This window comes from Mesorhizobium newzealandense, assembly GCF_042682145.1.
In the GTDB taxonomy this organism is placed as follows: domain Bacteria; phylum Pseudomonadota; class Alphaproteobacteria; order Rhizobiales; family Rhizobiaceae; genus Mesorhizobium; species Mesorhizobium newzealandense.
The window spans coordinates 468,843-495,140 of record NZ_JBHUGZ010000007.1 but is presented as its reverse complement, the minus strand read 5'-3'; the positions used below and the strand labels follow the sequence as shown (position 1 = coordinate 495,140).

Sequence of the window (26,298 nt, the reverse complement as noted above, 5' to 3'; positions counted from 1 at the left end):
TCGGCGCGATACATAGGGAGGCTGCCGCCGGCTGTAAAGCAAAATGGGCTGGCGTAAGGCCAGCCCATCCGCTCATGAAAATCGTCAGTAGAGGCCGCCTCCGCCAGACTGGATGGCCTGGTTGGCCTGCGGCGACAGCGCGCCGCCGGTGGCATTGGAGCCGTCGGCGCCCATGCCGATGACCCAATAGCTGTCGGCGGGACCGGTGCCCGGCTTGAAGGCTTCGATGATGGTGCCTGGATCACCCGAGGCGGCACGCATGCCGGTCTTGCGATTGATGGCGACCAGATTCATGCCTTCCGGCACCTTGAAGTCGACATTGGGCGTGCCATCCAGCGCTACGCGCATGAAGTCCTTGAAGATAGGGGCCGCGAGACCACCACCGGTAGCACCATGGCCAAGGCCGCGCGGCGTGTCGTAGCCCATATAGAGGCCGACGACGAGGTTAGGCGTGTAACCGATGAACCAGGCGTCCTTTTCGTCGTTCGTCGTTCCGGTCTTGCCTGCGATGTGGCGGCCGAGTTCGCCGATGGTGGCGCCGGTGCCGCGCTGTACGACACCTTCCATCATCGAGGTGATCTGGTAGGCGGTCATTGGATCGAGCACCTGCTCGGAATTGTCGACCAGTTCCGGCTCCGGCTGGTTCTGCCATTCGGGCGCATTGCAGCCCTGGCAGCCGCGTTCGTCCTGCTTGAACACTGTCTTGCCGTAGCGGTCCTGGATGCGGTCGATGAGCGACGGCTTGATCGACTTGCCGCCATTGGCCATGATCGAATAGGCCGACACCATGCGCATCACGGTCGTTTCGCCGGAGCCCAGCGCCATAGGCAGATAGGGCGCCAGATGGTCGTAGACACCAAAGCGCTCGGCATATTCGACGACCAGCTTCATGCCCATGTCATTGGCAAGCCGCACCGTCATCAGGTTGCGCGACTTCTCGATGCCGGAGCGCAGCGTTGCCGGGCCAGCGACGGTGCCGTCATAGTTCTTCGGCGTCCAGGTCGTGTTGCCGCTCTGGATGGTGATAGGACCGTCCATGATCACCGAGGCCGGCGTATAGCCATTGTCGAGCGCGGCCGAATAGACGATCGGCTTGAACGAGGACCCTGGCTGGCGCATGGCCTGGGTGGCGCGGTTGAATTCGGACTGCGCGTAGGAGAAGCCGCCGACCATGGCCAGCACGCGGCCGGTATGCGGATCCATGGCGATCAGGCCGCCCTCCACCTCGGGAACCTGGCGCAGGCTGTAGGCGCCATCGGCACCATCGTTCTTCTGCACAAAGATGACGTCGCCCGGCTTCAACACGTCCGCCGGCGACTTGGCCTTGACGGTCTTGCCGTCAACCACATGGCGCATGGCGAAGCCCATGTCCTCCTTGCTGACGGTGCCTTCGACGCGTTCCTTGACGATGTCGCCCGACGCCTGGCGCGCCGGCTGCAGGCCGATCGACAGGCCGGTCTCAGAACTGTCGAGCACGACGGCGAGCGACCATTCGGGGACATCCTCCAGCCCCTTGACGTTGCCCAGCGGCACGCCCCAGTCGCCGGACACGTCGATGTTCGTCACCGGCCCGCGATAACCGCGCAGCGTATCGTATTTTATCAACCCGTTCTGCATCGCCTTGCGGGCGATGAGCTGAACCTTTGGATCAAGCGTCGTACGGACGGAAAGGCCGCCTTCGTAAAGCGCATTCTCGCCATAACGGGCGATGATCTGGCGGCGCACCTCCTCGGTGAAGTACTCGCCGGCGAAAAGATAGGTGCCGTTGCGGCGCGGCGTCACGCCCAGCGGCTCGGCCTTGGCCTTGCCGCCTTCCTCGCGCGTCACATAGCCATTCTCGACCATCTGGTCGATGACCCAGTTGCGGCGCTCGATCGCGCGATCGGCATGCTTGAAGGGATGGTAGTTGTTCGGTCCCTTCGGGAGCGAAGCCAGATAGGCAGCCTCGGCCACGGTCAGTTCGTTGACCGACTTGTCGAAATAGGTCAGCGCCGCGCCGGCGACGCCGTAGGCGCCGAAGCCGAAGAAGATTTCGTTGAGGTAGAGCTCGAGAATGCGATCCTTGGGATAGGCCTGCTCGATGCGGAAGGCGAGGATCATCTCCTTGATCTTGCGCTCATAGGTCTGGTCCGAGGACAACAGGAAGTTCTTCGCCACCTGCTGGGTGATCGTCGAGGCGCCGACTTGGCGCTTGCCCGAGCCAAAATTCTGCAGGTTGACGATGATGGCGCGGCCAAGGCCGGTCACGTCGATGCCGGGGTGGTTGTAGAAGTTCTTGTCTTCCGCCGACAGGAAGGCCGCCTTGACGCGATCCGGTATGGCCTGGATCGGCAGATACAGGCGGCGTTCACGGGCATATTCGGCCATCAGCGCGCCGTCCGACGCATGGATGCGGGTGGTCACCGGCGGCTCGTATTTGGCCAGCACCTCGTAGTCGGGCAGATCCTTCGACAAATGGCCGATGTAGATGGCAACGCCCGCCGCGACCAGAAGGGCCAGCGTCGTGCCGATGCCGAAAAAATAGCCAATGAGACGAATCATACCCGCTCCAGTCCTTGGTTCGGGAATTTCCTAAACGAAGCCGCCTTCCACGCAAGCTTTCGAGCCGGTCCCAATCCGCAATCGAAAACCCATGTCGCCACCATGTGGACAAAATACGGCAATGCCTCAATTCGTGATCGCAAGCCGGAAATAAAAGCACCGGCTGTTGTCGTCGCGCAACGCTGCCGCCGGCTGTGGGCGACGCCGAGCATATCAGCCTCCGGTTCCAGCCCCGCCCTTGGCTGAAGCGAAAAGCGCGACGGCATTGGTTATACTTTGAGCCGCCTTGCCGCGCCAGTCGGCGTTGAGCAGCTGCGCCTCGTCCTTGGCATTCGAGAGATAGCCGAGTTCGACCAGCACGGATGGCACGTCGGGTGCTTTGAGCACCTTGAACCCAGCCGAGCGCTGCGGATTGTTGATAAGGCCGACGCTGGTCGACAATTGGCCGACCAGCGTGTGGGCGAAACTCATCGAGAAATTGTGCGTTTCGCGCCGGATCAGGTCGATCAGGATGTCAGTGACTTCCTTGTTGTCGTTCTTGATCTCCATGCCGGCGAACTGGTCGGAGAGGTTTTCGCGGTCGGCAAGCGCTTGCGCCTCGGGATCCGAAGCCTTGTCGGAAACGGTGTAGACGGTGGCGCCGCGAATGCCCTTGACGCTGATTGTGTCGGCATGGATGGAAATCAGCAGGTCGGCCTCGTGCTGCCGGGCAATGCGCACGCGATCATCCAACCGCAGGAATTCGTCGCTGTCGCGCGTCATAAACACGTCGTAGTTGCCGACGGCCGCGAGCTTGTCGCGCAACTCGGTGGCGAAGGCGAGCGTGACGTTCTTCTCGATGGTGCCGTTCAGGCCCTCGGCGCCACCGTCGACGCCGCCATGGCCGGGATCGAGGACAACGGTGAAGCGGTGGCCCGGATTGGAGACCGGTCCGGTGCCGACCCGCCCTCCCTTGTCGGTCGAAACCGTCGATCCGGTGGTCAGCGCCTGATTGTCAAGTGCCGCGTCGAACTCGCGTTCGGAGGCTGCCGACATGTCGATGGCAATGCGGTAGCCGGTTCCGTCCTCGTTCTTGAGCACATCGAGCTTGTCGACGGCGAACGGCCCCTTGCCGGTGAGGATCAGCCGTGAAACGCCCTCGCCGAGTTCGCCCAGGCGAACGCCCCTGACCAGGCCACGCGCCTTCAAATCCTTGGCGTTAATGGCGAATCTCGTATTCGCGAGATCGATGACAAGGCGATTGGGGCCGCGCAGCAGGAACCATTTGACGTCAGGTTCGCGGTCGAAATCCATGACGATGCGCATCTTGGCGGCATCGCCAGCCATCTTGTAGCCTTTTGCCACGAGCGGTGCGTCGGCGGCATTGGCAACGGAAGCGATCGCCAGCAACAGCAAGAGGCAGACGGCACTGATGATCTGGCCGCCAACACGACATCCCTTGTCTGTGAAGTCTGCCCGTCCCATCTCTCTTCCAGTCGCTCCCGGTTTGGCGCCAGGCGCCAGTGGTTTCGTCGAAATGCCGGCAAGGCCGTGAATTCAATTAACGATTGGTATCCAGAGAAGGTTAACCAAGCCTTTTCATGCGGGTCGGAGCCTGTTCTTACGTTACGGAACCGCTTTTTGCCGGCATCGGAAATCGGGGTTGCCTTCCACCCCGCCAAATCATAAAAGCGATGGTGGATCACTGCAATCCTGGAACCGCCCTCCTCCGCAGCTTCCTGCTACAGGGTCAGATGAAAGGCGGCTCCTTTCGCTTCACGCGAAAAGGACACAGGTGATCGCGACGAATTTCGCAGGTGTGCGCCCGTGGCGGGGGAATCGCCTGCGTGAGGAAAACGGCCGGGTTTGTTCCCGCGCCGGCTCTGTATGAGCAAACAAGCTGGTCCGGTTCGTCCGGGCTTTGGTTCAAAAGGTTCTGCTGGTGACGATGGCTTCAAGCGCAATCATGGAAAGGTCCGCATCAAACCGCGCCATTATGGCTGCGGGCGGCACCGCCATGGCGCTCAAGCGGCGGCCGGCGGACATTCAAGTATCCGGCACCCACACTCCAGACACGCAGCAGCAGGCATTGCCTCGCAAGCTGCGGCTGACGGCTGCCGGGGGGAAACGAAATAATGCCCAACAAAATGCTGATAGACGCCTCCCACCCGGAGGAAACACGCGTTGTCGTCGTTCGCGGTAACCGTATTGAAGAATTCGACTTTGAATCCCAGGACAAGAAGCAGCTCAAAGGAAACATCTACCTCGCCCGCGTAACGCGCGTCGAACCCTCCCTTCAGGCAGCCTTTGTCGAATATGGCGGCAACCGTCACGGTTTCCTCGCCTTCAGTGAAATTCACCCCGACTACTACCAGATTCCGGTCGCCGATCGTCAGGCACTGCTGCGCGCCGAAGCGCAGGAGGCTGAAGACGAGGAGGACGAGGACGGCGACGGTGAAGATCGTCAGAGCCGCGATCGCGGACGGCGCGGACGCCGGCGCGGCGGCAAGAGCCGCGACCGCGGTGAGCACAAGCGCGATGCAGCCGAATCCGGCGAGGCAAGCGAAGCTGCCGATGAGGCAAGCGAAAGCTCCGGCGAGCCAGGCGAAGGCAGCGGGAATGGCGACATCGTTCTCGAGGAGATCTCCCACACCTCCGAGATCATCGAACACGCAGCCGATTCGTCCGAACATTCCGAGACGTCGGGGCATGCCGATACGTCCGGCCACGATGAAGGTTCAGCCGAGCAGGACGAAACCAAAACCCGCGAGGGCGGCCCGACATCGATCGCCGCCGCGGTCGAAGGCGATGTGATTTCCGAATCCGTCCCGCAAGCGGAACAGGGCAGTGAAGTCACATCCGGCGACAATGATCGCGGCATGCTCGAGGAAGTGCAGTCCTCGCATCCGGATGACCATGAGATCGAATCGGTCGGTGCCGAGGATGCGCTGGAAGAAGTGCGCAACCGCCGCAAGCCGGTGCGCCGCCAGTACAAGATCCAGGAAGTCATCAAGCGCCGGCAGATCCTGCTGGTGCAGGTCGTCAAGGAAGAGCGCGGCAACAAGGGCGCCGCCCTCACCACTTACCTGTCGCTTGCCGGCCGCTATTCGGTGCTGATGCCGAATACGGCGCGCGGCGGCGGCATTTCGCGCAAGATCACCAGCGCGGTCGACCGCAAGCGCCTCAAGGAGGTCGTTGCCGATCTCGAAGTGCCGCAGGGCATGGGCGTCATTCTGCGCACGGCCGGCGAGAGCCGCACCAAGGCCGAGATCAAGCGCGACTACGAATATCTGATGCGGCTTTGGGAAAATGTCCGCAATCTCACCTTGCAGTCGACGGCCCCCGCCCTGGTCTATGAGGAAGGCAGCCTGATCAAGCGCTCGGTGCGCGACCTCTACAACAAGGATATCGACGAGATTCTCGTCTCCGGCGAGGAAGGCTATCGCGAGGCCAAGGACTTCATGCGCATGCTGATGCCGAGCCACGCCAAGGTGGTTCAGCCGTTCCGCGACACGACGCCGATCTTCGTGCGCAATGGCATCGAGGCGCAGCTCGACCGTATGCTGCAGCCGCAAGTGACGCTTAAGAGCGGCGGCTACATCATCATCAACCAGACCGAGGCGCTGGTCGCCATCGACGTCAATTCGGGTCGCTCCACCAAGGAGCATTCGATCGAGGACACAGCGCTCCACACCAACCTGGAAGCGGCCGAGGAAGTCGCCCGCCAGTTGAGGCTGCGCGATCTTGCCGGCCTGATCGTCATCGACTTCATCGACATGGAGGAGAACCGCAACAACCGCTCCGTCGAGAAGCGGCTGAAGGATCACCTCAAGAACGACCGTGCGCGTATCCAGGTCGGCCGTATCTCGCATTTCGGCCTGATGGAGATGTCACGCCAGCGCATCCGCGCCAGCGTGCTGGAATCGACCATGAAGCCCTGTGCGCATTGCGGCGGTACCGGCCATGTGCGCTCCGATTCGTCGGTGGCGCTGATGGTGGTGCGTGCGATCGAGGAATTCCTGCTCAAGGATTCGCGCAGCCACATCACGGTGCGGACACCGGCGGCGACCGCACTCTATGTGCTCAACCACAAGCGGGGCACGCTGGTTGAACTGGAAAGCCGCTTCGGCCTGACCATCACCATCGAGGCCGACGATTCTGTTGGCGCGCAGCACTATGCGATCTTCCGCGGTGCGCTGGCTGAAAAGCCGGAAGGCTTTGTCGAGGCACGCAGCTTCCCGGCCTATGTCGAACCGGAAGAGCCCGAAGACGAGATTGCCGTCGTCGAGGAAGACGACGAGGCACCGGTGCAGGCGGAGCAGCCACGCCAGCAGCCGCAGCAACAACAGCCGCGGCCTGCTGCCGGTGGCGAAGAAGGCGAAGGCCGAGACCGCAAGCGCCGCAAGCGCCGGCGGCGGCGCGGCGGCAAGGATCGCGACCGCGAACATGGCGCGCCGACGGAAGGGGCTTCAGTCTCCGCACCGGCGGGCGAGTTCTCCGGGTCAGCGGCCACTGCGAGCGATAGCGACGCGGAAGCGGACGACGACGCCCCTGTCGGTGTTGCCGAGACCGCTGAAACGGTTGAGGCTTCGGACGAAGGCCAGGGCAAGAAGCGCCGGCGCGGCAAGCGTGGCGGCAAACGCAATCGCCGCGAAGACGGTGAAGGCGAGGCCGAAGCAAGTGCTGGCGAAACCGACGAGGCATCCGACAGTGATGTCGCGGAAAGCGTGGCGGTCCCCAGCGAGCCAGTAGTTGTCGCACCGGCCGAAGAGCCAGTGGCGCTTGCTCCGGCCAATGACGACGCGCCAAGCACCGAAAAGCCGAAGAAGCCACGTCGTGCCGCCAAGCCGAAGAAGGCAGCAGCCGAGGTCGTCACCGAGGAGCCGGCTGCGGAAGTGGTCGCGGAAGCACCGGTCGAGACCTCGGTCACTGCGTCCATCGAGACAGCGGCAGCGACCGCCGAGGACACACCGAAGGCCCGCCCGTCACGGCGCAAGCCGGCGGCAGTGGATGCGCCGGTCGTGCCGGTGGTGTCTTCGACCGTTGCGGACGAACCAGCGGCGAAGACCGAAGACAAGCCGAAGCGCGCCGGATGGTGGCAGCGGAAGGGCTTTTTCTAAGCTTTTCAATTACTTGTGCTGATTATCTGATAAAAATCCCGCGCTATCGAAAAGATGGCGCGGGATTTTTCACATCTGGCGTTCTGTGGACCGCAAGAATGCTAACAATGCTACGGCGCGAAGATCGACCAGTTCATCATCCTGGCCAGCTTTTCCAGCGCGATCGACCCCAGCTTGGAATTGCCGTTGGCGTTGAGGCCGGGCGACCAGACGGCGAGCGAGGCGACGCCCGGCACGATCCCCAATATGCCGCCGCCAACGCCGCTCTTGCCGGGAATGCCGACGCGGAAGGCAAAATCGCCGGAGCCGTCATAATGGCCGCAGGTCAGCATCATGGCGCCGATGCGCCGCGCCCGCTCGGCCGATACCACGGAATGCCCGGTCGCCGGGTTCTTGCCGCCATTGGCCAGGAACCGGCCGGCAAGCGCCAGTTGCCGGCAGCTCATGGCGATGGCGCAGTGGTGGAAATAGACACCCAGCGCCAGCTCCGGCGCGTGGTTGAGATTGCCGAAGGATTTCATGTAGTTGGCAAGCGCAAAGTTGCGATAGCCGGTGGCCCGTTCGGACGCTGCCACCTCGCGGTCGATGATGATTGTTTCGTCGTCGGCAAGGAACTGGATGAAGCGCAGGATTTCGCCGATCGCCTCGCGCGGCTGGTGGCCGGCAAGCAGGATATCGGAAACGACGATGGCGCCGGCGTTGATGAACGGATTGCGCGGAATGCCGTTCTCGTGTTCGAGCTGCACGATCGAGTTGAACGGATTGCCCGAGGGCTCGCGTCCGACGCGCTGCCACAACGCGTCGCCGACATTGCCGAGCGCCAGCGTCAGGGTGAACACCTTGGAGATACTCTGGATCGAAAATGCCTGGTCGGCGTCACCCGCCATCAGCACGCGGCCGTCATTGGTGACGGCGGCGATACCGAATTTCTTCGGGTCGACCTTGCCCAGTTGCGGAATGTAGGTGGCGACGTCACCACGATCGGTGCGTTGCGCCATTTCGGCGGCGACTTCAGCCAGTGCCTGCTCGAGTTCCGGCATGGCTCTACCTCAACCAGCGCTCAATGCGCGCCATGGCCTCGACCATGTCGTCATGGCTGCCGGCATAGGAGAAACGCATGGTGCGGTGCCCCGCCTGCGTATCGAAGTCGCGGCCAGGCGTCGCCGCGACATGCGCCTCCGCCAGCATCTTTCGCGCGAAGGCCATGCTGTCATTGGTGTGCCTGGTAACGTCGCAAAAGGCATAGAAAGCGCCATCCATCGGTGCCGCCAGCGGAAAACCGAGTTCCGGCAGGCGCTTCATCAGGAGCTCGCGATTCCAGGCGTAGCGGCCCTTGACGGCCTCCAGCTCCTCGGTAGCGGCGAAGGCCTCGATCGCGGCGATCTGCGACAGTTCCGGCGGCGAGATGTAGAGGCTCTGGGCGACGCGCTCGACCGGCCGCACAAGGTCTTCGGGCAACACCATCCAGCCGATGCGCCAGCCGGTCATGCAGTAGTATTTCGAGAACGAGTTGATCACCGTCACGCTGTCCCCATAGGCGAGCGCCGTGGTGTCGGGGGCGGCATAGGCCAGCCGGTGGTAAATCTCGTCGGAAATCACGGCGATGCCGAGTGCTTCCGCCGTCCTCACCAGGGCCGCCAGTTCATCGGCCGGTATGACCGCTCCGGTCGGATTGGCCGGACTGGCGAACAGGACGCCTTTCAGCGGTTTTTCGCGATGCGCGGTTTCCAGGCGACCGGCATGCAGGTAGGCGGCGTCGCCGAGCTCGATCTCGACCACGTCGATGCCGAGCGCAGCCATGATGTTGCGATAGGCGGGATAACCAGGTGCCGCGATGGCGACGCGGTCACCCGGATCGAACATCGCCAGGAAGGCGAGATTGAAGGCGGCCGAAGATCCGGTCGTCACCGCGATCCGGCCCGGCGGAACTTCAAGCCCGTAGTGATCGGCATAGTGCTCGGCGATCGCCTTGCGCAAGGCAGCGAGCCCGAGCGTGTCGGTGTAGCCGATGCGCCCGTCCTGCAAGGCCTTGGCCGCCGCCGCGCGAACGCCGATTGGCGCCGGATCGGAGGGCTGGCCGACGGCCATGGAAACAACCGGCACGCCCTGCGCCTTCAGCCGGTTTGCCTCGGCCAGAATGTCCATGGCATGGAAGGGCTCGACATTGCCACGGCGTGAGAGCGAAACGACCATTTAACCAGTCTTCCCGATGGTTGAGGGCGCCGGGCTTTGGCGCATGCGCCGCACAAATGCCCGATTGATGTGAGGATCACAAGTTGAGGAAGTTTCCGGCGCCGACTTTTCATCTTTCGCCCGCTCGTCTACCAGTGGACACGTCATGTTGAGCCGACCCAGATTGACGATTGCCCAGACAGCGCGCGTCTTCGCGACGCTTTCGCTTGGCGTCGCCGTTGCGGTGGCGAGTTCGGTCAGCGCCTTCGCCCAGAACGTGCCGGTGGTACGCGATGCCGAGATCGAAGCGCTGGTGCGCGATTACGCGCGGCCGATCTTCAGGGCGGCGGGGCTGGCGAACGACGGCATCGACATCGTTCTGGTTAACGACCAGAGTTTCAACGCCTTCGTCACCGGGCGGCGGCTGTTCATCAACACCGGCGCACTGATGACGGCCGAAACGCCCAACGAGATCATCGGTGTCATTGCGCACGAAGCCGGCCATATCGCAGGCGGCCATCAGCAGAAGCTTCGCGACCAGCTCGAACGCGCCAAGACGATGGCCATCCTCGCGACGTTGCTGGGCGCCGGCGCCATCGTCGCCGGTGCCACCACCAACAGCCGCGGCCTTGCCGGCGCCGGCATGGGTGTGGCGGCGGGCGGCGGCGAGATGGCGCAGCGCAGCATCCTTGCCTATCAGCGCACCGAGGAGATGACCGCCGACCGCTCGGCGATCACCTATCTCAACGCCACAGGCCAGTCCGGCATGGGCATGCTGAAGACGTTCCATCGCTTCCAGACGGCGCTGTCGCTGTCGGGCGCGCAGGTCGATCCCTACCGGATCAGCCATCCGATGCCGCAGGACCGAATCGCCAACCTCGAAGTGCTGGTGAAACAGAGCCCCAATGTCGACAAGGTCGACCCGGCGGCGCTGCAGCAGCGGCACGACATGGTGCGTGTGAAGATTGCCGTCTACATGGAAGGCCAGGCGACCGCGTCGCGGCTGATGCGCAAGATGCAAGGCAGCCTCGCCGCGCGATATGGCGATGCCCAGTCGACGTATCTGTTCGGCAACATCGCCGCCGCGCTGGCCAAGACCAATGCACTGATCAAGGCGCAGCCGAAAAATGCGTATTTCCAGGAATTGCGCGGCGATATCCTGATGAAGGCGAACAAGCCCAAGGAGGCCGCGGAGGCCTATGCCAAGGCGGTCAGCCTCGACCCGGCACGGTCCGGATTGCTGCCTGTCTCCCTTGGCCAGGCGCTGATGGCCGTCGGTACGCCTGAATCCCTGAAGAAAGCCGTCGTGCAGATCAACAATGGTCTGGGGCGCGACAAGGAAAATTCCGCCGGATACCGTTATCTGGCACAGGCCTATGGCGAGTTGGGCGACATACCGGGCGCCGAACTTGCCACCGCCGAAGGTCACTTCTATTCCGGCAACTACAAGGATGCTAAGATTTTCGCCATGCGGGCGCAGCAGCAGATGAAGCGCGGCGAGCCGCGCTGGCTGCGCGCTCAGGACATCATAAACTACGCACCATCAACCAAGATCAAGTGAACCTTCCAGCCGCGCGCTGCGACACAGCCGGACAGACCGGCCCGGAAAACAGGTAAAAGGAACAGGAACGATGAAAAAAGCACTGCTGCTGGGCACCACGGGGGTTGCGGTCGCCCTCGCCATGCTGGCTTTCGGATTCGTGGCTGGAAGCCCACAGATTGCCAAGGCCGGTGCGGCGCAGCCCGTCCAGACGGCGGCGGCCGACACCAAGATCGACCGCACCGAGGTCGAAGGCATCATCCGCGACTATCTGCTGAAGAACCCGGAAGTGCTTCTGGAGGTTCAGGACGCGCTCGAAGCCAAGCAGAAGGAAGAGCAGCGCATCGCCCATCTCGGCGTGATCAAGAATGCCAAGGACCAGATCTTCAACTCCGCCTTCGACGGCGTTGTCGGCAACCCGAACGGCAAGGTCACCATCGTCGAGTTCTACGACTACAATTGCGGCTTCTGCAAACGCGCCATCGACGACATGCAGGCACTGACCAAGTCCGATCCGGACCTGCGTTTCGTGCTCAAGGAATTCCCCATCCTCGGACCGGATTCGCAGAAGGCGAGCGTCGTCTCGATGGCCTTCCACCTGATGATGCCGGAAAAATACGGCGAGTTCCACAATGCGCTGCTCGGCGGTCAGGGGCGCGCCACCGAGGCGTCGGCCATCAAGATCGCGCTTTCGCTCGGTGCCGACGAAGCGACGCTGCGCGAGAAGATGAAAGACCCGTCGATCACCGAGGCGTTTTCCAAGACCTTCGATCTTGCCAACAAGCTCGCGATCACCGGCACGCCGTCTTATGTGGTCGGCAACGAGGTCGTGTTTGGGGCGCTTGGACAGGAAGTGCTGGCTGAAAAGATCGAGGCGGCGAAGGCCGCGCTCTGATTTTGCTCACGAGCATATTCGTCACGGGCACATTTCCGCCTGTTGTGGACATTGAAAGAACGCACTTGCGCTCTTTTCGCAGGCGTCTATGCCCATTATAGAGGGCCCAGCGCGCCGGTTCATGTCGGCGCCGGGAAAGGTCGGCTTTTTGAAAACGGTTTTCGTCCTGAACGGTCCCAATCTCAACGCGCTCGGCAAGCGCGAGCCGGGCATCTATGGCGGCAAGACGCTTGCCGCGATCGCCGACGACTGCAAGCAGGCCGGTACGGCGCTTGGGCTCGAAATCGATTTCCGTCAGTCGAATCATGAGGGCGACCTTGTCGACTGGATCCAGGAGGCCGGCGACAAGGCCGCCGGCATCGTCATCAATCCAGGCGCCTATAGCCACACCTCGATCGCTATTCACGACGCCATCCGCGCCATCGCGCCGCTGCCCGTCGCCGAAGTCCATCTTTCCAACATCCATGCGCGGGAACCATTCCGCCACGTGTCCATGGTCGCGCCGGTTGCGGTCGGCATGATCTGTGGCTTTGGGCCGCTCGGCTACACGCTGGCGCTGCAGGCGCTGGCCGCACGCCTATGACCGGCCAACAAACAGAAGGCTCGAAAATGTCGATAAAGAAGACCGGTGTTGACCAGCAGCTGATCCGCGATCTGGCGGGCATACTGAACGACACCAACCTCACCGAGATCGAGGTTGAACTGGGCGACCTGAAGGTGCGTGTCTCGCGGCAGGCACCGGCCGTTCACGCGATCGCGGCGCCGCAGCCGGCCTATGCGCCGTCAGCCACCCAGCCCTCTGCCGCGGCAGCCCCGGCAGTGGCCGATGTATCGAAAAATGCAATAACCTCGCCGATGGTCGGCACCGCCTACCTGGCGCCGTCGCCGGACGCCAAGGCGTTCATCGAAGTCGGCCAGAAGGTCAAGGAAGGCCAGACGCTGCTGATCATCGAGGCGATGAAGACGATGAACCAGATCCCGTCGCCGCGCGCCGGCACGGTGACGGCTATCCTGTTCGAGGATGCGACGCCGGTCGAATATGGCATGCCCCTTGTCGTGATCGAATAGAGCGGGCCGGATGTTCCAGAAGATCCTCATCGCCAATCGCGGCGAAATCGCGCTCCGGGTGCTGCGCGCCTGCAAGGAACTCGGCATCCAGACGGTGGTGGTGCATTCGACCGCCGACGCCGACGCCATGCATGTGCGGCTCGCCGACGAGAGCGTCTGCATAGGCCCGCCGCCATCGCGCGACAGCTATCTCAACATTCACCAGATCGTCGCGGCCTGCGAGATCACCGGCGCCGATGCCGTGCATCCGGGCTACGGCTTCCTGTCGGAGAACGCCAAGTTCGCCGACATCCTGGCCGCCCACAACATCACCTTCATCGGCCCGTCCGGCGACCATATTCGCATCATGGGCGACAAGATCGAGGCCAAGCGCACCGCGAAACGCCTCGGCATTCCTGTGGTGCCCGGCTCGGACGGCGCGGTTACCGATGAAAAGGAGGCCAGGCGCATTGCCGGCGAGATCGGTTATCCCGTGATCATCAAGGCCTCGGCCGGCGGCGGCGGACGCGGCATGAAGGTGGCGCATACCGAGGCCGACCTCGAGGTTGCCTTGCAGACGGCGCGCTCGGAAGCCGGTGCTGCCTTTGGCGACGACGCCGTCTACATCGAGAAATACCTGGAAAAGCCGCGCCATATCGAGGTGCAGGTGTTCGGCGACGGCTTTGGCCGCGGCGTCCATTTCGGCGAGCGCGATTGTTCGCTGCAGCGCCGCCACCAGAAGGTATGGGAAGAGGCGCCCTCGCCGGCCCTAAATGCCGAGGAGCGTGCGCGCATCGGCGGCGTCTGCGCCAAGGCCATCGCCGACCTCGGCTATTCCGGCGCCGGCACGATCGAGTTCCTCTACGAGAACGGCGAGTTCTATTTCATCGAAATGAACACGCGCCTGCAGGTCGAGCATCCGGTGACCGAAGCGATCACCGGCATCGATCTCGTGCACGAGCAGATCCGTGTAGCGTCGGGCGGCGGACTTTCGGTCAAGCAGGAAGACATCAAGTTCAACGGCCACGCGATCGAATGCCGCATCAACGCCGAGGATCCGCGCACCTTCACCCCCTCGCCCGGTACGATCTCCCACTTCCATACGCCGGGCGGTCTTGGCATCCGCGTCGATTCCGGCGTCTATTCCGGCTACAAAATCCCGCCCTACTACGACAGCCTGATCGGGAAGCTGATCGTGCATGGGCGCAACCGCGTCGAGTGCATGATGCGGCTGCGGCGTGCGCTGGACGAGTTCGTCGTCGACGGCATCAAGACAACGTTGCCGCTGTTTCGCGATCTGGTCGGCAATGCCGACATCGCCAATGGCGACTATGACATCCACTGGCTGGAAAAATACCTGGCCAAGGAAGAGTAGTCCGGGGACGCGATGACCCGCCCCTACGCGCCCGGCTATCGCATCCCCACCGACCTGTTGCTCAAGGCCTATGCCTCGGGCGTCTTTCCGATGGCCGAAAGTGCCAGCGACCCGGAGGTGTTCTGGGTGCGGCCGGAGACGCGCGGCATCATCCCGCTCGATGGTTTTCACACGCCGAAAAGCCTCAGGAAAACGATCAAGAAGCATCCTTTCGACATCCGTTTCGATTTCGATTTCGAAGCGACAATCGATGGCTGTGCCGAAAAGCGCGAGGAGCGGCGGTCGACCTGGATCAACGCGCCGATCCGCGAAGCCTATGTGCAGTTGCACCGGATAGGGCATTGTCATTCGGTCGAGGCGTGGCGCGAGAATCGGCTGGTCGGCGGCCTCTATGGCGTGTCGCTGGGGCGAGTGTTCTTCGGCGAGAGCATGTTCGCCAGGGAAACGGACGCTTCCAAGACCTGCCTTTTTTATCTCGTCGAGCGGTTGAAGGCGCGAGGCTTTGCTCTGCTTGATACGCAGTTCACCACCGAGCACCTCAAGCGCTTCGGCGCGGTCGACGTGCCGCGCGGCAAGTACGAGAAGATGCTGGCCGATGCGTTGAAGGGTGAAGCCGTATTCTATCCCTGACGATTGAGCCTGTTACTTCCCGGCCGTGGCTTCCAGCGGCGTCTGGGAATGGAACATCATTTTCCAGCCGTTGACGCGATGGACATAGCCCGTGCTGACCAGCGCGGCGTAGGGCTCGCCGTTCTCCCGCGTCGCACGCGCCTCGTAGGTCAGCATGATGATGTCGCTGCCGGGCTCGATTATTCCCTTGAGCTCGATGTCGAGATCGCGCCAACGGTTGGGCTTGGTTGCGGTCTTGGCCAAATCCGCATTGTCCATCGCCTTGGCCATCTGCGGAAATGCCACCAGGCATTCGGTGTCGGCATTGGCCGCATAGTAGGCCGCATCGCCCGTCCAGAACCCTTTTTCAAGTTCCAACAGCTCTTTCTTGCTGGCAGTGATCCGCTTGCTGTCTGACATCGGAAAATCCTCCCTGCGCATAAAGACGCGGTCGTCCGTGGCTCAACGCATGGTGGCCATGACAGTTCCAGGGGATCAGTTGCTGTCGGTGGTGTCCGGTTCCGGTTCCGTGGAATCGGGCTGTTCCACATCCGGGCTGGCTGCAGCGTCCGGCTTGGCTGCGGCGGGCTTGGCCGCGGCGGGCTTCGAAGCGTCGGCCTTCGCGGCGTCGGGCGCCGGCACGTCCGACTTCTGCTTGCATTCCTTCAGCCAGACGTCATAGACGGCATGTTCGACGGCGTTGAGGCCGGGGCTTTCGGCGAACATCCAGCCGGTGAAGATGCGGCGGATCTTGCGGTCGAGCGTGATCTCGTCGACCTCGACGAAGGAATCCGTCTTTGGCTCCTCGGTCTGCGGCCGTGAATAGCAGACGCGCGGCGTGACCTGCAAAGCACCGAACTGCACCGTCTCATCGATATAGACATCGAAGGTGATGATGCGGCCGGTGATCTTGTCGATGCCAGCGAATTCCGCGATGGGGTTGGTGACCCGGTCCGCTCCCGCGGGCGGCGCCGGCGCGGGTGCCGGAGCAGCCGGCTCAGGCGAAGCGGCAAAGGCCGCGGCGCTGACTGCAAGGCCGGCAGCTAGCGTCAGACCGCCCATCGATATTCGGTTGAAAAAGCTCATCTAGGGATACCGGTGGTTCGCGCCCGGGTGATTCTCGTGATCGCCAAGGCTAGTCGCCGTTTTCTGATCAGCAAGCAGCTAAAGACCAATTGTGGCGATAAAGGACCGACCTGCACTTTGCGCCGTTACAACCCTGGGCCGTTACGACCCGGGCGTCCAGGCGTCATAGTCGCCCGTGACCTGCGGGCGATGCTGATTGGTCAGCACCGAGCCTTTGGGGCGATAGGCGGCCGGGCTGCCGGTCAGATTGGGCTGATGCGGCTTCTGCCAGTCGCGCGGCTTATAGTCCTCGCTGGACGGTGCGACATCGACACGGTGATGCATCCAGCCATGCCAACCGGGCGGTATGGCCGAAGCTTCCGAATAGTTGCGGTAGATAACCCAGCGCCGTGTGCGGCCTTCCGAATCGATGCCGCCTTCGTAGTAGACATTGCCTGTCTCGTCCTGGCCGACCTTCTTGCCATGCCGCCATGTGTGCAGGCGCGTTCCCAACGTCTGGCTGTTCCACCAGGTGAAAAACTGCGTAAGGAAAATCTTCATTTCTGAACCCTCGCGCCGGCGGCGCCCGTTTCCTGCTTATGGCGTCAGGCCTTCGGGAAGGCAAGGGTTTTGCCACGGAGACCGTTGAAATGGCTTGCCGGAAACCCGACACAAACCCGTGATCTTCTCGAACGCAGGGATGGCGCTTGCCAAGCCTTTGCGGTCTTTCTAAAGCTCTGCGCGCGCCCATGCGGGTATCCAGCCCGGCTGCAGGCCGAAGGAGGTGACGATTGGCCCCGGAAATGCCGACCGCCGACATTCGCATCAGCGCCGACGCGATTCGCCGCAGCAAGGGCGGCACACCGATTGTCTGCCTCACCGCTTATACCTATCCCATCGCCCGTTTGCTCGACGACCATGTCGACCTGCTCCTGGTCGGCGACAGCGTCGCCATGGTGCTGCACGGCCACAAGACGACGCTGGGTGCCTCGCTGGAGATGATGATCGCGCATGGCCAGGCGGTGATGCGCGGCTCGGCCAGGGCCTGCGTCGTCGTCGACCTGCCGGCGGGCACCTATGAGGATTCGGCGGAACAAGCTGTCGCCTCGGCGCAGCGAGTGGTCGACGAAACCGGCTGCCAGGCGGTGAAACTCGAAGGCGGGGTCGACATGGCCCGGCAAATCGCCGCCATCGTTGCTGCCGGCATTCCGGTCATGGGACATATCGGCCTTCAGCCGCAATCGGTCGAAAAGGATGGTGGCTACAAGATCAAGGGCCGCACCGAGGAGACTGTTGCGGCGCTGGTTCGCGATGCGCTCGCGGTCGAGAACGCGGGGGCTTTCTCGGTGGTCATCGAAGGCACGGTCGAGACCGTCGCCGCCGACATCACCCGCCGCATCGCCATTCCAACCATCGGCATCGGCGCCAGCGGCGACTGCGATGGCCAGGTCCTGGTCATCGACGACATGGTCGGTCTGACCGTCGACCGGGTGCCGAAATTCGTCAAGGAATATGCCACCCTGCGCAGGGTGATCTCGCATGCTGCCGAAAGCTACGCAGCGGAGGTGCGAAGCCGGACATTCCCCGGCCCCAGCCATGTCTTTTCGGCCGCGACGGGCAAGGACAAGACATGAGCCGGCCCGTCGTCGTCGACAGTGTTGCCGCGCTCCGCGCGCAGATCCGCGACTGGCGGCGCGACGGCCTTCGCGTCGCCATGGTGCCGACCATGGGCGCGCTGCATGACGGGCACATCTCGCTGGTCAGGATCGCCCTCGAAAAAGCCGAGCGCTGCGTCGTGTCGATCTTCGTCAACCCGACGCAATTCGCGCCGACGGAGGACCTCGACAAGTACCCGCGCCAGCTCGCCCGCGACCTCGACCAGCTGGGAATGGCGAAGGCCGACCTTGCCTTCACACCGACGGTTGGCGAGATGTATCCTACCGGCTTTGCCACAAAAATCTCGGTCGGCGGCCCCTCCGCCGGACTCGAATCGGACTTTCGGCCGACCTTTTTCGACGGTGTCGCCACCGTGGTGGCAAAGCTCTTCATGCAGGCAATGCCCGACTGCGCGATCTTTGGCGAGAAGGACTACCAGCAGCTTTGCGTCGTCAGGCAGCTCTGCCGCGATCTCGACCTACCGGTCGAGATCATCGGCGCACCGACGATACGCGACGGGCATGGCCTCGCCATGTCGTCACGCAACGCCTATCTCGGCGAAGCCGAACTCGAGATCGCCCGCCAGCTTAACGTGATCTTGCGCGACACGGCCGTGGCTCTGGCGGCAGGTGCCGACCAAAACGACGCAACCGCCGAGGCCAGCCGTGCCCTGATCGCGGCCGGCTTCCGCGAGGTCGACTATGTCGAGGCCCGCGAAGGCCTGACGCTCGCGCCATGGCGTCGCGACGGTGAAGGGCGCCTGCTCGCTGCGGCGTGGCTTGGCAAGACCAGGCTGATCGACAATGTGGACGTTCCCTTCGCCTAGGTCGATCTACGTCTCTGCTCTTCGTCCGCCGCGCCTGACGAGCAGTTGTCCGACGACGATCCCAACCACCCCGGCAAAGGCTTTCACAATTGCGTCGAGGAGGCGTGCGTGACGGCTGGGGTCGATGATCTGAAGCAATTCCAGAACGCCGGCGGTCGTAACCACAAAGATCGCGGCTTGATACAGGCGATCGGGGAAGCCGAGTGCCAGGGCGAAGCCCAGCAACACGTAAGCCAGGGCGCGCTCGACGTTCGCTTCGGCTATGTGTGGCCGCATCTGGATCGGCGACAATGTTGCAAAAATGATGATGGCGAGCAGCACCAGCGCTGCGATGCGGGACAGTTTGATCATGTTTCCTGCATATCCGTCGTAAGCGGGCACAGCAAACGCCGGGATGACGCATGCCAGGATGGGATCGATGGGAACCTCGCAGCCGATGCAGAGTGCGGTTGGCTATGCCGCGCCGGCTGGAACGACAGCGGCAACTGGCCGGCGTTGATCCATATCCCTATCCTCAGGCCTATTCCTCGGTTGGCATGTGAAGGTACATCGACTGGATGCCGACCCGGCCCGGTCCGGTGAAGCGGTTGACGATGAAATTCATGTTGGCGCCGAAGAAGCCGCTCGACAGGCGATCGATCTTGGTTTCCATCCTGACCGAGACATCCTTGAACAACCAGCCACCCGGCTCGATGTCGATGGTCTCGCCGGCGGCGAGCGTTTTCTCGAAGACATTGCCGTAGCCGTGCAGCCAGACGATGCCGTCGCCGACATCGCCACGAAACCGGTCGATGAAGAAGCCGCTCTGGCCGAACAGCATCGTCGCCAGGCCGCGCACGCGCTCGAAGGTGTAGTCGACATTGCCGGTGGCGGCGAGAAACTGGTGCTCGCGTACCTGGATCTCCTCGCCACGCCTGAGATGGATCGGCACGATGTGGCCAGGTCCATCACGGCTGAAGGCAATGATGCCCGCCCCCGACGCTTCGGTGACGAAGATCTGCATGCCCGCCATCATGCGCTTCAGCGCCCCCTTCAGCGACTTCAGGCCGATGGTGATGGTGGAATTCTTCCACAGCAGGATGTGGTGCTCGAAATAGACAGGCATGCGGGTCACATCGACCGAAAGCACCGGCACCAGTTCGCCAGCGATATGATAGGTGACGCCACCAAAGGTTTCGTCTGACAGCTGTGTCGGCATCAGTTCCGGCAAGCTCGGCATGGATCCCCTCAGCGCCGCCTTGCATGCCGGTCCATTCCGGCTTCCGCGCGGTCAGCTGCAGCAGCTTTGGTGCCGGACCCTTGGGTCGTCAAACGAAAACAGCCCCTTTGTCGCGCCGCTCGCGCGAAGGTGATCCAGACATATGCCGGCAGACGACGGTCAGCCGACAAGAGGCCTGCGGTAGACGAGCATCGGCTTTCCCGAGGCTTGTTCGCCGACATCGCTGGATCGCACGAAGCCGTTCGCCTCATAGAATGCGATGGCGCGCGTGTTCTGCTCCTCCACCTCCAGACGGATGGCGCGGGCCTCGGGGAAACTCTCGATGACTTCATCGAGGAGCATGCCGCCGATGCCCCGCCCCTGCAGGTCCGGGAGCACGTAGAGCTGTTTGAGGACAACCTGTTTACCGCTGTCGATGCTTTCGGCAAAAGCCACGCCGCCAATGCGCTTGCCGTCATCGGCAACGAGGAACTCGCTGACCGGTTTGGTCAGCCGCGCCTTCAGCGAGGCGATCGAATGCCATTCGTCGGTGATCTCCGTGACCTTGGCGGCGCCGTAGATTCCGTCATAGGTTGCGTGCCAGGTTTCGACCAGCAGCGCACGAATGGCAGCGAGGTCGCGGTCCCCGGCGGTGCGGACGAACATGGGTTCTTTCTCCCGCTTATGTTGCGACGCGATTGCGTCTGAAATCGATTGCCGCAAGCAGCACGACCCAGACAAGAAGCACCATGCTGCCCGGCATGTTGGCGGCCATGGCAATACCGGAGAAACCGGTTGCCGCGGTCGCGAAACCGCCGACCAGGACACCCACAGCGCCGGCGCCGCCAAGCAAGGACAGCCACAACGGACAGCGCCGGGCCCGATGCAGGGCGACGTTGGCGAGCAGAACCGTCAAGCCGAGCAGCATGGCGCTGATAGCGGCAAAGCCGACTTCGATCTGGCGCACCGCAAAGGCGGCGCTGAACAACGACGGCTTTGTCGCCGCATCGGCCATCGCCCAGGCATTGACCATTGCCTTCAACGCAATGCCGTCGACGGCCTGCAAGGCAGCTGCCGCCGCCAGCGATGCCGCGCCAAACAGGATCGTCAGAAGAGCCCAACCGCGAAGCGGGCCGTCCGACAGACGGCCAAGGATGAGCGCGAGGCCGGCGACCATCGACAGGACGCCGGCAAGCTGTGCCATGTGGCTGAACAGCCAGGTGGGATCAGCGGCATATTCACCGAAGGCGGCAAGCGCGTCATTCGGGTCCTCATGCATCGGATGCAGTGACGTGCCGACAAAAAGCAGCACGGCGCCGGCAATCAACAGGGCCGAGGAGACGCTTGCCGGATTGCCCGGCTTCGCGTCTCGGCTCATTGATCGGCGATGCCGAGCTTGGTCTTGACGAGATCGTTGACCGCTTGCGGGTTGGCCTTGCCGCCAGTCGCCTTCATCACCTGGCCGACGAACCAGCCCGCCATGCTCGGCTTGTCGCGGGCCTGTTCGACCTTGTCCGGGTTGGCGGCGATCACCTCATCCACCGCCTTCTCGATGGCGCCGGTGTCGGTGACCTGCTTCATGCCACGGCTCTCGACGAGCTGGCGTGGATCGCCGCCCTCGTTCCAGACGATCTCGAACAGGTCCTTGGCGATCTTGCCGGAAATGGTGCCATCCTTGATCAGATCGATGACTGCACCGAGCTGGTCGGGCGAAACCGGAGCGCTTTCAATGTCCTTGCCGGCCTTGTTCAATTGCCCGAGCAGATCGTTGATGACCCAGTTGGCGGCAAGCTTGCCGTCGCGGCCGGCGGCCACCTTCTCGAAATAGTCGGCGATCGGCTTTTCCGAAACCAGGATCGAGGCGTCATAGGTCGACAGGCCGAGCGAAGCGATGAGACGTGCCTTCTTGTCATCGGGCAGTTCCGGCAGTTCCTTCGCCAGCGCATCGACATAAGCCTGGTCGAATTCCAGCGGCAGGAGGTCTGGATCGGGGAAATAGCGGTAGTCGTGCGCCTCTTCCTTGGAGCGCATCGAGCGCGTCTCGCCCTTGACGGCGTCGAACAGCCGCGTTTCCTGGTCGATCTTGCCGCCGTCCTCGAGAATGGCGATCTGGCGGCGCGCCTCATAGTCGATGGCCTGGCCGATGAAGCGGATCGAGTTGACGTTCTTGATCTCGCAGCGCGTGCCGAACTCGCCGCCCGGCTTGCGCACCGAGACGTTGACGTCGGCGCGCATCGAGCCTTCGTCCATGTTGCCGTCGCAGGTGCCGAGATAACGCACGATGGTGCGCAGCTTGGTGACGTAGGCCTTGGCTTCATCGGCCGAGCGCATATCCGGCTTGGAAACGATCTCCATCAGGGCCACGCCGGAGCGGTTGAGGTCGACATAGGACATGGTCGGATGCTGGTCGTGCATCGACTTGCCGGCATCCTGCTCCAGATGCAGCCGCTCGATGCCGACCTCGATGTCCTCGAACTCGCCCTGGCGGTCGGGGCCGACCGAGACGATCACCGTGCCCTCGCCGACGATCGGCTGCTTGAACTGCGAGATCTGGTAGCCCTGCGGCAGGTCCGGATAGAAATAATTCTTCCGGTCGAAGACGGATTTGTGGTTGATCTGCGCCTTCAGGCCAAGGCCGGTGCGGATCGCCTGCTTGACGCATTCCTCGTTGATGACAGGCAGCATGCCCGGCATGGCCGCATCGACCAGGCTGACGTTGGCGTTGGGTGCGGCGCCGAAAGCGGTCGAGGCGCCGGAAAACAGCTTTGCTTCCGAGGTAACCTGCGCATGGACCTCGAGACCGATGATGATCTCCCAGTCGCCGGTGGCGCCCGGGATCAGGCGTTTTGCGTCGGGGGTACGGGTATCGATGAGGGTCATGGCGGCCTGCGAATTGCGGTGACTGAACTCACGTTTGAACGTGAATTTCACGTCGAACGTGGAAGTCATTCGCTAGTGCAAACCGCCAAAAGAGACAAGCACAAAGCCGCAGGCTGGCCTTTTCAGCGGCTTTCGCCCCAACGCGGGCTCGAAGTCGTCCGGTCCGAACTCGACAACAGGTGGCATTTGGCTCGGCCGGTCGGTTCACCGGCCGGCGGTTCCTTCGCCGCTCAAGCGGTGGCGATGTAAGCCCTGATCTCGTCGGCCTCGCGCTCGACATCCTCGATACGGCGCTTGACCACGTCGCCGATGGAGATGATGCCATCGAGCATGCCGTCCTTTTCCACCGGCAGATGGCGGAAGCGGTGCCTGGTCATGATCTCCATAACCTCGTTCACCGTATGGTTCTCGTTGCAGATCTTCACTTTCGGCGTCATCGCCGAACGCACGGCGATATCGAGCGCCGCCGCGCCTTCCCTGGCGACGACCCGCACGATGTCGCGCTCCGAAAGAATGCCGACAATCTTGCGATCGCCATTGGTGATGACGAGTGCGCCGATCTTGTGTTCGGCAAGGATGCGGATGGCTGCGCTAAGTTTTTCGTTCGGCCCAAGCGTCAATACGTCATGGCCTTTTTTCTCGAGAATTGCCTTAACCGTCATGGCGTCCTCCTCTGCTTTGCCTGCCGGTTTCCTGCCCTGACCGGCCTTCACATAAGAGTGAACATCGTGCGCCGTGATCTGTTGCATTTCAAGTGCGACGGTCGGTGGTCTCCCATTCAGGCGCCTGCCATCGCCTGTCGAACCAGCGTAGGCCGAAGAAGCCGGCGATGAAGCCGCCAATATGGGCCTCCCAGGCGATCTGGCCGTCTACCCCCGGGGCGAAGCCGAGAAGGCCTGTGGCGAGGTTGATGATCATCCACACGGCAAGGAAGATCACGACGCCGCGCGAGCGCAATACGATTGCGATGGGCAGCACAGGGCCGTCGAAGGCAGCCTTGCCGGCCGAGCGGTTGGTGCGGAAACCGAAACGCGCGGCGGCCGCCATCATGCCGGAAATAGCGCCCGATGCCCCGACCAGCGGCGCCTCTCCGTACGGATGCATGGCCCAATAAAGCACAACCGAAGCCAGCCCGGTCACGGCGAAAAACAACGCGAACCGCAGCGCGCCCAGGCGATTGGCCAACGGCGAACCGAAAGCGGCGAGCCAGACCATGTTGATGGCAATATGGGCAAAGCCGCCATGCATGAAGGCATAGGTGAACGGACGGGAGAAGAGAAACCAGTCGAAGCCATATTGTCCGGTGTAGAGAACGGGGATGAAGGCCCCGTCGTAAAGCAGGGTCAGTTGCTGCGCGTCGGTCAGCACGTACTGCTGCAACAGATAGACGACCGCGCAGATGCCGATCACTGCCAGCACGACAGGTGGCAGATTGAACACCGGCTCGCGCCGCTGTTCGGGTACATCCTCGATCGGCTCGATTTCCGAAGGGCCTACCGGTTCGCTCATATGAAATTGCACTCAAGCATGGGATTCGGGTTCGAGCATCTAGATCACCCCCGAACGAACCGCAAACGGCGAATCGCCCCACTGCGAATCAAAAAAAAGCCGTTCAAGGTTTCCCTTGAACGGCTGGTCGAGCCCCCTGCTCCCCCTAAAACTCTTGACTGAAGTGCTGCCGATCGTTGCGAAACGACCGCTTCTGGAGTGGTTTTCATGTGCCATGGAGCACGCCTCGGCGCAACGTCAACCACTTGTTAACCTTAACGGCCCCGACCCGTGAACAAGTGTTAACGACGCTGGCACGCTTCCTGCTCCGCAACGCATGTAGGTCATCGGAGGGCGCCCTTCTGTTCACCGATGGGACATCAGACGACAGATTGCGCGGAGCAGAATAGCATGAACCAGAACGGATCGATCACGCTGTTCCAATATTGGAACCGCCTGCGTGACGGACGCCCCGCCCCCAAGCGTTCGGAGGTCGAGCCGGCCGACATAAAGTCGCTGCTGGCCGACACCTTCATCCTGGAAAGGGACACGCGCGGGCAAGCCGTTTTCCGGCTGGCCGGCACCAGGCTTTGCGCCTGCTATGGCCGCGAACTCAAGGGGTTCTCCTTTCCGTCGCTGTGGCGCGAGAAGGATCAGCGGCTCGTCTCGCGGCTGATCCACGGCGTCTTCGACCAGAAGTCGGTCGTGCTCATCGCCTTTGAGGGTTTCAGCCGCAACGGCCGATCCAACAAGTTCGAACTCCTCGCCTTGCCGCTCGACGGCGGCGTCGAAAATCCGCGCTGCCTGGGCGTGATCAGCGCCGTGGAGAAGCCCTTCTGGCTGGGGGCAGATCCGATCACCGACGCCTTGATCGATTCGATCCGAGTCATCGATCCGGAGAAGGAACTCCTCAACAACCGCCCGGCGATCAATGTTCCCTCGCTCGTTCCCGACGAACTCGGGGCACCGGAGACTATATCGGCACTCGGCCGCGCGCGCCGCATCCGCCATCTCGTCGTATTCGACGGCGGGCGCGAGGAATAGGCGGCAAATCTCGCTCGTAACGGTACCTGCTTTTCCCCTTTGTTAACCCGCATTGTTGTACTTCTCTGATGAAGTTCCTCGCATCGACGCGCGGGATGCCAAACGGGGTGTAGGCAGTCATGAGGTCAGCGGCGATCGACTATGCGCCGTCCCAAGCTGAAAGGCGTAACTTTCAGCGCGTCCGGGTCAAGATCTACGGGCGCTTCATGCTGGAAGATCGCACCGAACACCCCTGCCAGGTCGTCGACATGTCGCCGGGCAATGTGGCGTTTCGCACCGACCGCATCGGCATGCCCGGCGAAAAAGTCATCGCCTATATCGACCATATCGGCCGCATCGAGGGTGTCGTCACGCGCACCTTGCAGGACGGTTTCGCGATGACCGTCATCGCGTCCGACCGCAAGAAGGACAAGCTTGCCGCGCAGTTGACCTGGCTGGCCAACAAGCACGAGCTCGACCTGCCGGAAGACCGCCGGCATGAGCGCGTCGCGCCGCGCAATCCGACCAGCGTGCTGCAGCTCACCGACGGCCGTCAGTACCAGTGCCGTATCATCGACCTGTCGCTTTCCGGCGCCGCGATCGAGATCGACGTCAAGCCGGCGATCGGCATCCAGGTCATGCTCGGCACCATGCGCGGGCAGATCGTTCGTCATTTCGAGGACGGCGTCGCCATCGAATTCGCCGTCATCCAGCGTCCCGAAACGCTCGATTCGGAATTCAACACGCCACGCGCCTGACAAAACCCGGCACAAGCACTCGATGAAACCGGCCCTCCGCGGCCGGTTTTGTGTTTCACGCCATCGTTGGCTGGATGCCTGGACAAGTTGCGGCCGCTGTGCGCAGGGTCCGCTTGACATCCGAGC

At 62.7% G+C, this 26,298-nt stretch carries 25 protein-coding genes; 11 read left to right on the top strand and 14 right to left on the bottom strand.

The window, feature by feature from the left end; translation table 11 throughout:
* Positions 1-84 precede the first annotated feature (84 nt).
* A complete protein-coding gene (locus tag ACFSOZ_RS11300) occupies positions 85-2,541 on the bottom strand; it encodes a penicillin-binding protein 1A (protein WP_379097353.1) in 2,457 nt (818 codons plus the stop codon).
* Positions 2,542-2,754: 213 nt separating this feature from the next.
* Positions 2,755-4,005: an N-acetylmuramoyl-L-alanine amidase gene (locus ACFSOZ_RS11295; protein ID WP_379097351.1), complete on the bottom strand. Its 1,251-nt coding sequence runs from the start codon at positions 4,003-4,005 to the stop codon at positions 2,755-2,757.
* Positions 4,006-4,655: 650 nt separating this feature from the next.
* Between ACFSOZ_RS11295 and ACFSOZ_RS11290 the strand changes: the two genes are divergently transcribed.
* Complete coding sequence (locus tag ACFSOZ_RS11290; RefSeq protein WP_379097348.1) at positions 4,656-7,640, top strand: Rne/Rng family ribonuclease; 2,985 nt, start codon at positions 4,656-4,658, stop codon at positions 7,638-7,640.
* Positions 7,641-7,750: 110 nt separating this feature from the next.
* Here ACFSOZ_RS11290 and ACFSOZ_RS11285 read toward each other — a convergent pair whose 3' ends face one another.
* Together ACFSOZ_RS11285 and ACFSOZ_RS11280 are read right to left on the bottom strand one after the other, a co-directional pair.
* Positions 7,751-8,680 (bottom strand): glutaminase, encoded by a 930-nt coding sequence (locus ACFSOZ_RS11285; RefSeq protein ID WP_379097346.1) that lies wholly within the window; start codon positions 8,678-8,680, stop codon positions 7,751-7,753.
* Between the two features lie 4 nt (positions 8,681-8,684).
* Complete coding sequence (locus ACFSOZ_RS11280) at positions 8,685-9,833, bottom strand: pyridoxal phosphate-dependent aminotransferase (protein ID WP_379097341.1); 1,149 nt, start codon at positions 9,831-9,833, stop codon at positions 8,685-8,687.
* A gap of 145 nt (positions 9,834-9,978) precedes the next feature.
* On the opposite strand from ACFSOZ_RS11280, the gene ACFSOZ_RS11275 reads away from it, so the two are divergent.
* From ACFSOZ_RS11275 to aat, 6 genes are all read left to right on the top strand, one after another.
* Positions 9,979-11,373 (top strand): M48 family metalloprotease, encoded by a 1,395-nt coding sequence (locus ACFSOZ_RS11275; RefSeq protein ID WP_379097338.1) that lies wholly within the window; start codon positions 9,979-9,981, stop codon positions 11,371-11,373.
* A gap of 70 nt (positions 11,374-11,443) precedes the next feature.
* The gene (locus tag ACFSOZ_RS11270; protein WP_379097336.1) at positions 11,444-12,247 is read left to right on the top strand and encodes a DsbA family protein; all 804 of its coding nucleotides are present in this window, start codon (positions 11,444-11,446) and stop codon (positions 12,245-12,247) included.
* 148 nt (positions 12,248-12,395) lie between these two features.
* Positions 12,396-12,830, top strand: coding sequence for a type II 3-dehydroquinate dehydratase (gene aroQ, locus ACFSOZ_RS11265; protein WP_379097334.1), 435 nt, complete (start codon positions 12,396-12,398; stop codon positions 12,828-12,830).
* A 26-nt stretch (positions 12,831-12,856) separates the two neighbouring features.
* Entirely contained in the window at positions 12,857-13,315 is a 459-nt protein-coding gene (gene accB, locus ACFSOZ_RS11260; RefSeq protein ID WP_379097331.1) for an acetyl-CoA carboxylase biotin carboxyl carrier protein, read from the top strand.
* Between the two features lie 10 nt (positions 13,316-13,325).
* On the top strand, positions 13,326-14,669 hold the full coding sequence (accC, locus tag ACFSOZ_RS11255) for an acetyl-CoA carboxylase biotin carboxylase subunit (protein WP_379097327.1): 1,344 nt from the start codon (positions 13,326-13,328) through the stop codon (positions 14,667-14,669).
* 12 nt (positions 14,670-14,681) lie between these two features.
* On the top strand, positions 14,682-15,299 hold the full coding sequence (gene aat / locus ACFSOZ_RS11250; protein WP_379097324.1) for a leucyl/phenylalanyl-tRNA--protein transferase: 618 nt from the start codon (positions 14,682-14,684) through the stop codon (positions 15,297-15,299).
* 12 nt (positions 15,300-15,311) lie between these two features.
* On the opposite strand, the gene ACFSOZ_RS11245 is transcribed toward aat, so the two are convergent.
* The 3 genes from ACFSOZ_RS11245 to ACFSOZ_RS11235 form a co-directional block, all read right to left on the bottom strand.
* On the bottom strand, positions 15,312-15,698 hold the full coding sequence (locus ACFSOZ_RS11245; RefSeq protein WP_379097322.1) for a hypothetical protein: 387 nt from the start codon (positions 15,696-15,698) through the stop codon (positions 15,312-15,314).
* A gap of 75 nt (positions 15,699-15,773) precedes the next feature.
* Complete coding sequence (locus ACFSOZ_RS11240; RefSeq protein ID WP_379097319.1) at positions 15,774-16,364, bottom strand: DUF2155 domain-containing protein; 591 nt, start codon at positions 16,362-16,364, stop codon at positions 15,774-15,776.
* Positions 16,365-16,505: 141 nt separating this feature from the next.
* Positions 16,506-16,904: an NADH:ubiquinone oxidoreductase subunit NDUFA12 gene (locus tag ACFSOZ_RS11235; RefSeq protein ID WP_379097316.1), complete on the bottom strand. Its 399-nt coding sequence runs from the start codon at positions 16,902-16,904 to the stop codon at positions 16,506-16,508.
* A 242-nt stretch (positions 16,905-17,146) separates the two neighbouring features.
* Here ACFSOZ_RS11235 and panB point away from each other — a divergent pair, with 242 nt between their 5' ends.
* Positions 17,147-17,977, top strand: a complete 831-nt coding sequence (gene panB / locus ACFSOZ_RS11230; protein ID WP_379098163.1) for a 3-methyl-2-oxobutanoate hydroxymethyltransferase — start codon at positions 17,147-17,149, stop codon at positions 17,975-17,977.
* The gene (panC, locus tag ACFSOZ_RS11225) at positions 17,974-18,825 is read left to right on the top strand and encodes a pantoate--beta-alanine ligase (RefSeq protein ID WP_379097313.1); all 852 of its coding nucleotides are present in this window, start codon (positions 17,974-17,976) and stop codon (positions 18,823-18,825) included. Before panB ends, panC begins: the two co-directional genes overlap by 4 nt.
* Before the next feature lie 6 nt (positions 18,826-18,831).
* On the opposite strand, the gene ACFSOZ_RS11220 is transcribed toward panC, so the two are convergent.
* From ACFSOZ_RS11220 to ACFSOZ_RS11190, 7 genes are all read right to left on the bottom strand, one after another.
* On the bottom strand, positions 18,832-19,176 hold the full coding sequence (locus ACFSOZ_RS11220; protein ID WP_379097310.1) for a VanZ family protein: 345 nt from the start codon (positions 19,174-19,176) through the stop codon (positions 18,832-18,834).
* Positions 19,177-19,345: 169 nt separating this feature from the next.
* Entirely contained in the window at positions 19,346-20,044 is a 699-nt protein-coding gene (locus tag ACFSOZ_RS11215; protein ID WP_379097307.1) for an AIM24 family protein, read from the bottom strand.
* Between the two features lie 159 nt (positions 20,045-20,203).
* The gene (locus tag ACFSOZ_RS11210; protein WP_379097304.1) at positions 20,204-20,689 is read right to left on the bottom strand and encodes a GNAT family N-acetyltransferase; all 486 of its coding nucleotides are present in this window, start codon (positions 20,687-20,689) and stop codon (positions 20,204-20,206) included.
* Positions 20,690-20,705: 16 nt separating this feature from the next.
* Positions 20,706-21,401, bottom strand: coding sequence for a hypothetical protein (locus ACFSOZ_RS11205; protein WP_379097301.1), 696 nt, complete (start codon positions 21,399-21,401; stop codon positions 20,706-20,708).
* Complete coding sequence (gene gatB / locus ACFSOZ_RS11200; RefSeq protein ID WP_379097298.1) at positions 21,398-22,903, bottom strand: Asp-tRNA(Asn)/Glu-tRNA(Gln) amidotransferase subunit GatB; 1,506 nt, start codon at positions 22,901-22,903, stop codon at positions 21,398-21,400. The genes ACFSOZ_RS11205 and gatB overlap by 4 nt, the downstream gene beginning before the upstream one ends.
* Before the next feature lie 230 nt (positions 22,904-23,133).
* Positions 23,134-23,565, bottom strand: a complete 432-nt coding sequence (locus tag ACFSOZ_RS11195) for a CBS domain-containing protein (protein WP_379097295.1) — start codon at positions 23,563-23,565, stop codon at positions 23,134-23,136.
* Positions 23,566-23,653: 88 nt separating this feature from the next.
* A complete protein-coding gene (locus tag ACFSOZ_RS11190; RefSeq protein ID WP_379097292.1) occupies positions 23,654-24,412 on the bottom strand; it encodes a rhomboid family intramembrane serine protease in 759 nt (252 codons plus the stop codon).
* Between the two features lie 390 nt (positions 24,413-24,802).
* On the opposite strand from ACFSOZ_RS11190, the gene ACFSOZ_RS11185 reads away from it, so the two are divergent.
* Positions 24,803-25,435, top strand: a complete 633-nt coding sequence (locus ACFSOZ_RS11185) for a PAS domain-containing protein (RefSeq protein ID WP_379097289.1) — start codon at positions 24,803-24,805, stop codon at positions 25,433-25,435.
* A 119-nt stretch (positions 25,436-25,554) separates the two neighbouring features.
* Positions 25,555-26,172, top strand: a complete 618-nt coding sequence (locus ACFSOZ_RS11180; protein ID WP_378925879.1) for a PilZ domain-containing protein — start codon at positions 25,555-25,557, stop codon at positions 26,170-26,172.
* Positions 26,173-26,298: the final 126 nt, after the last annotated feature.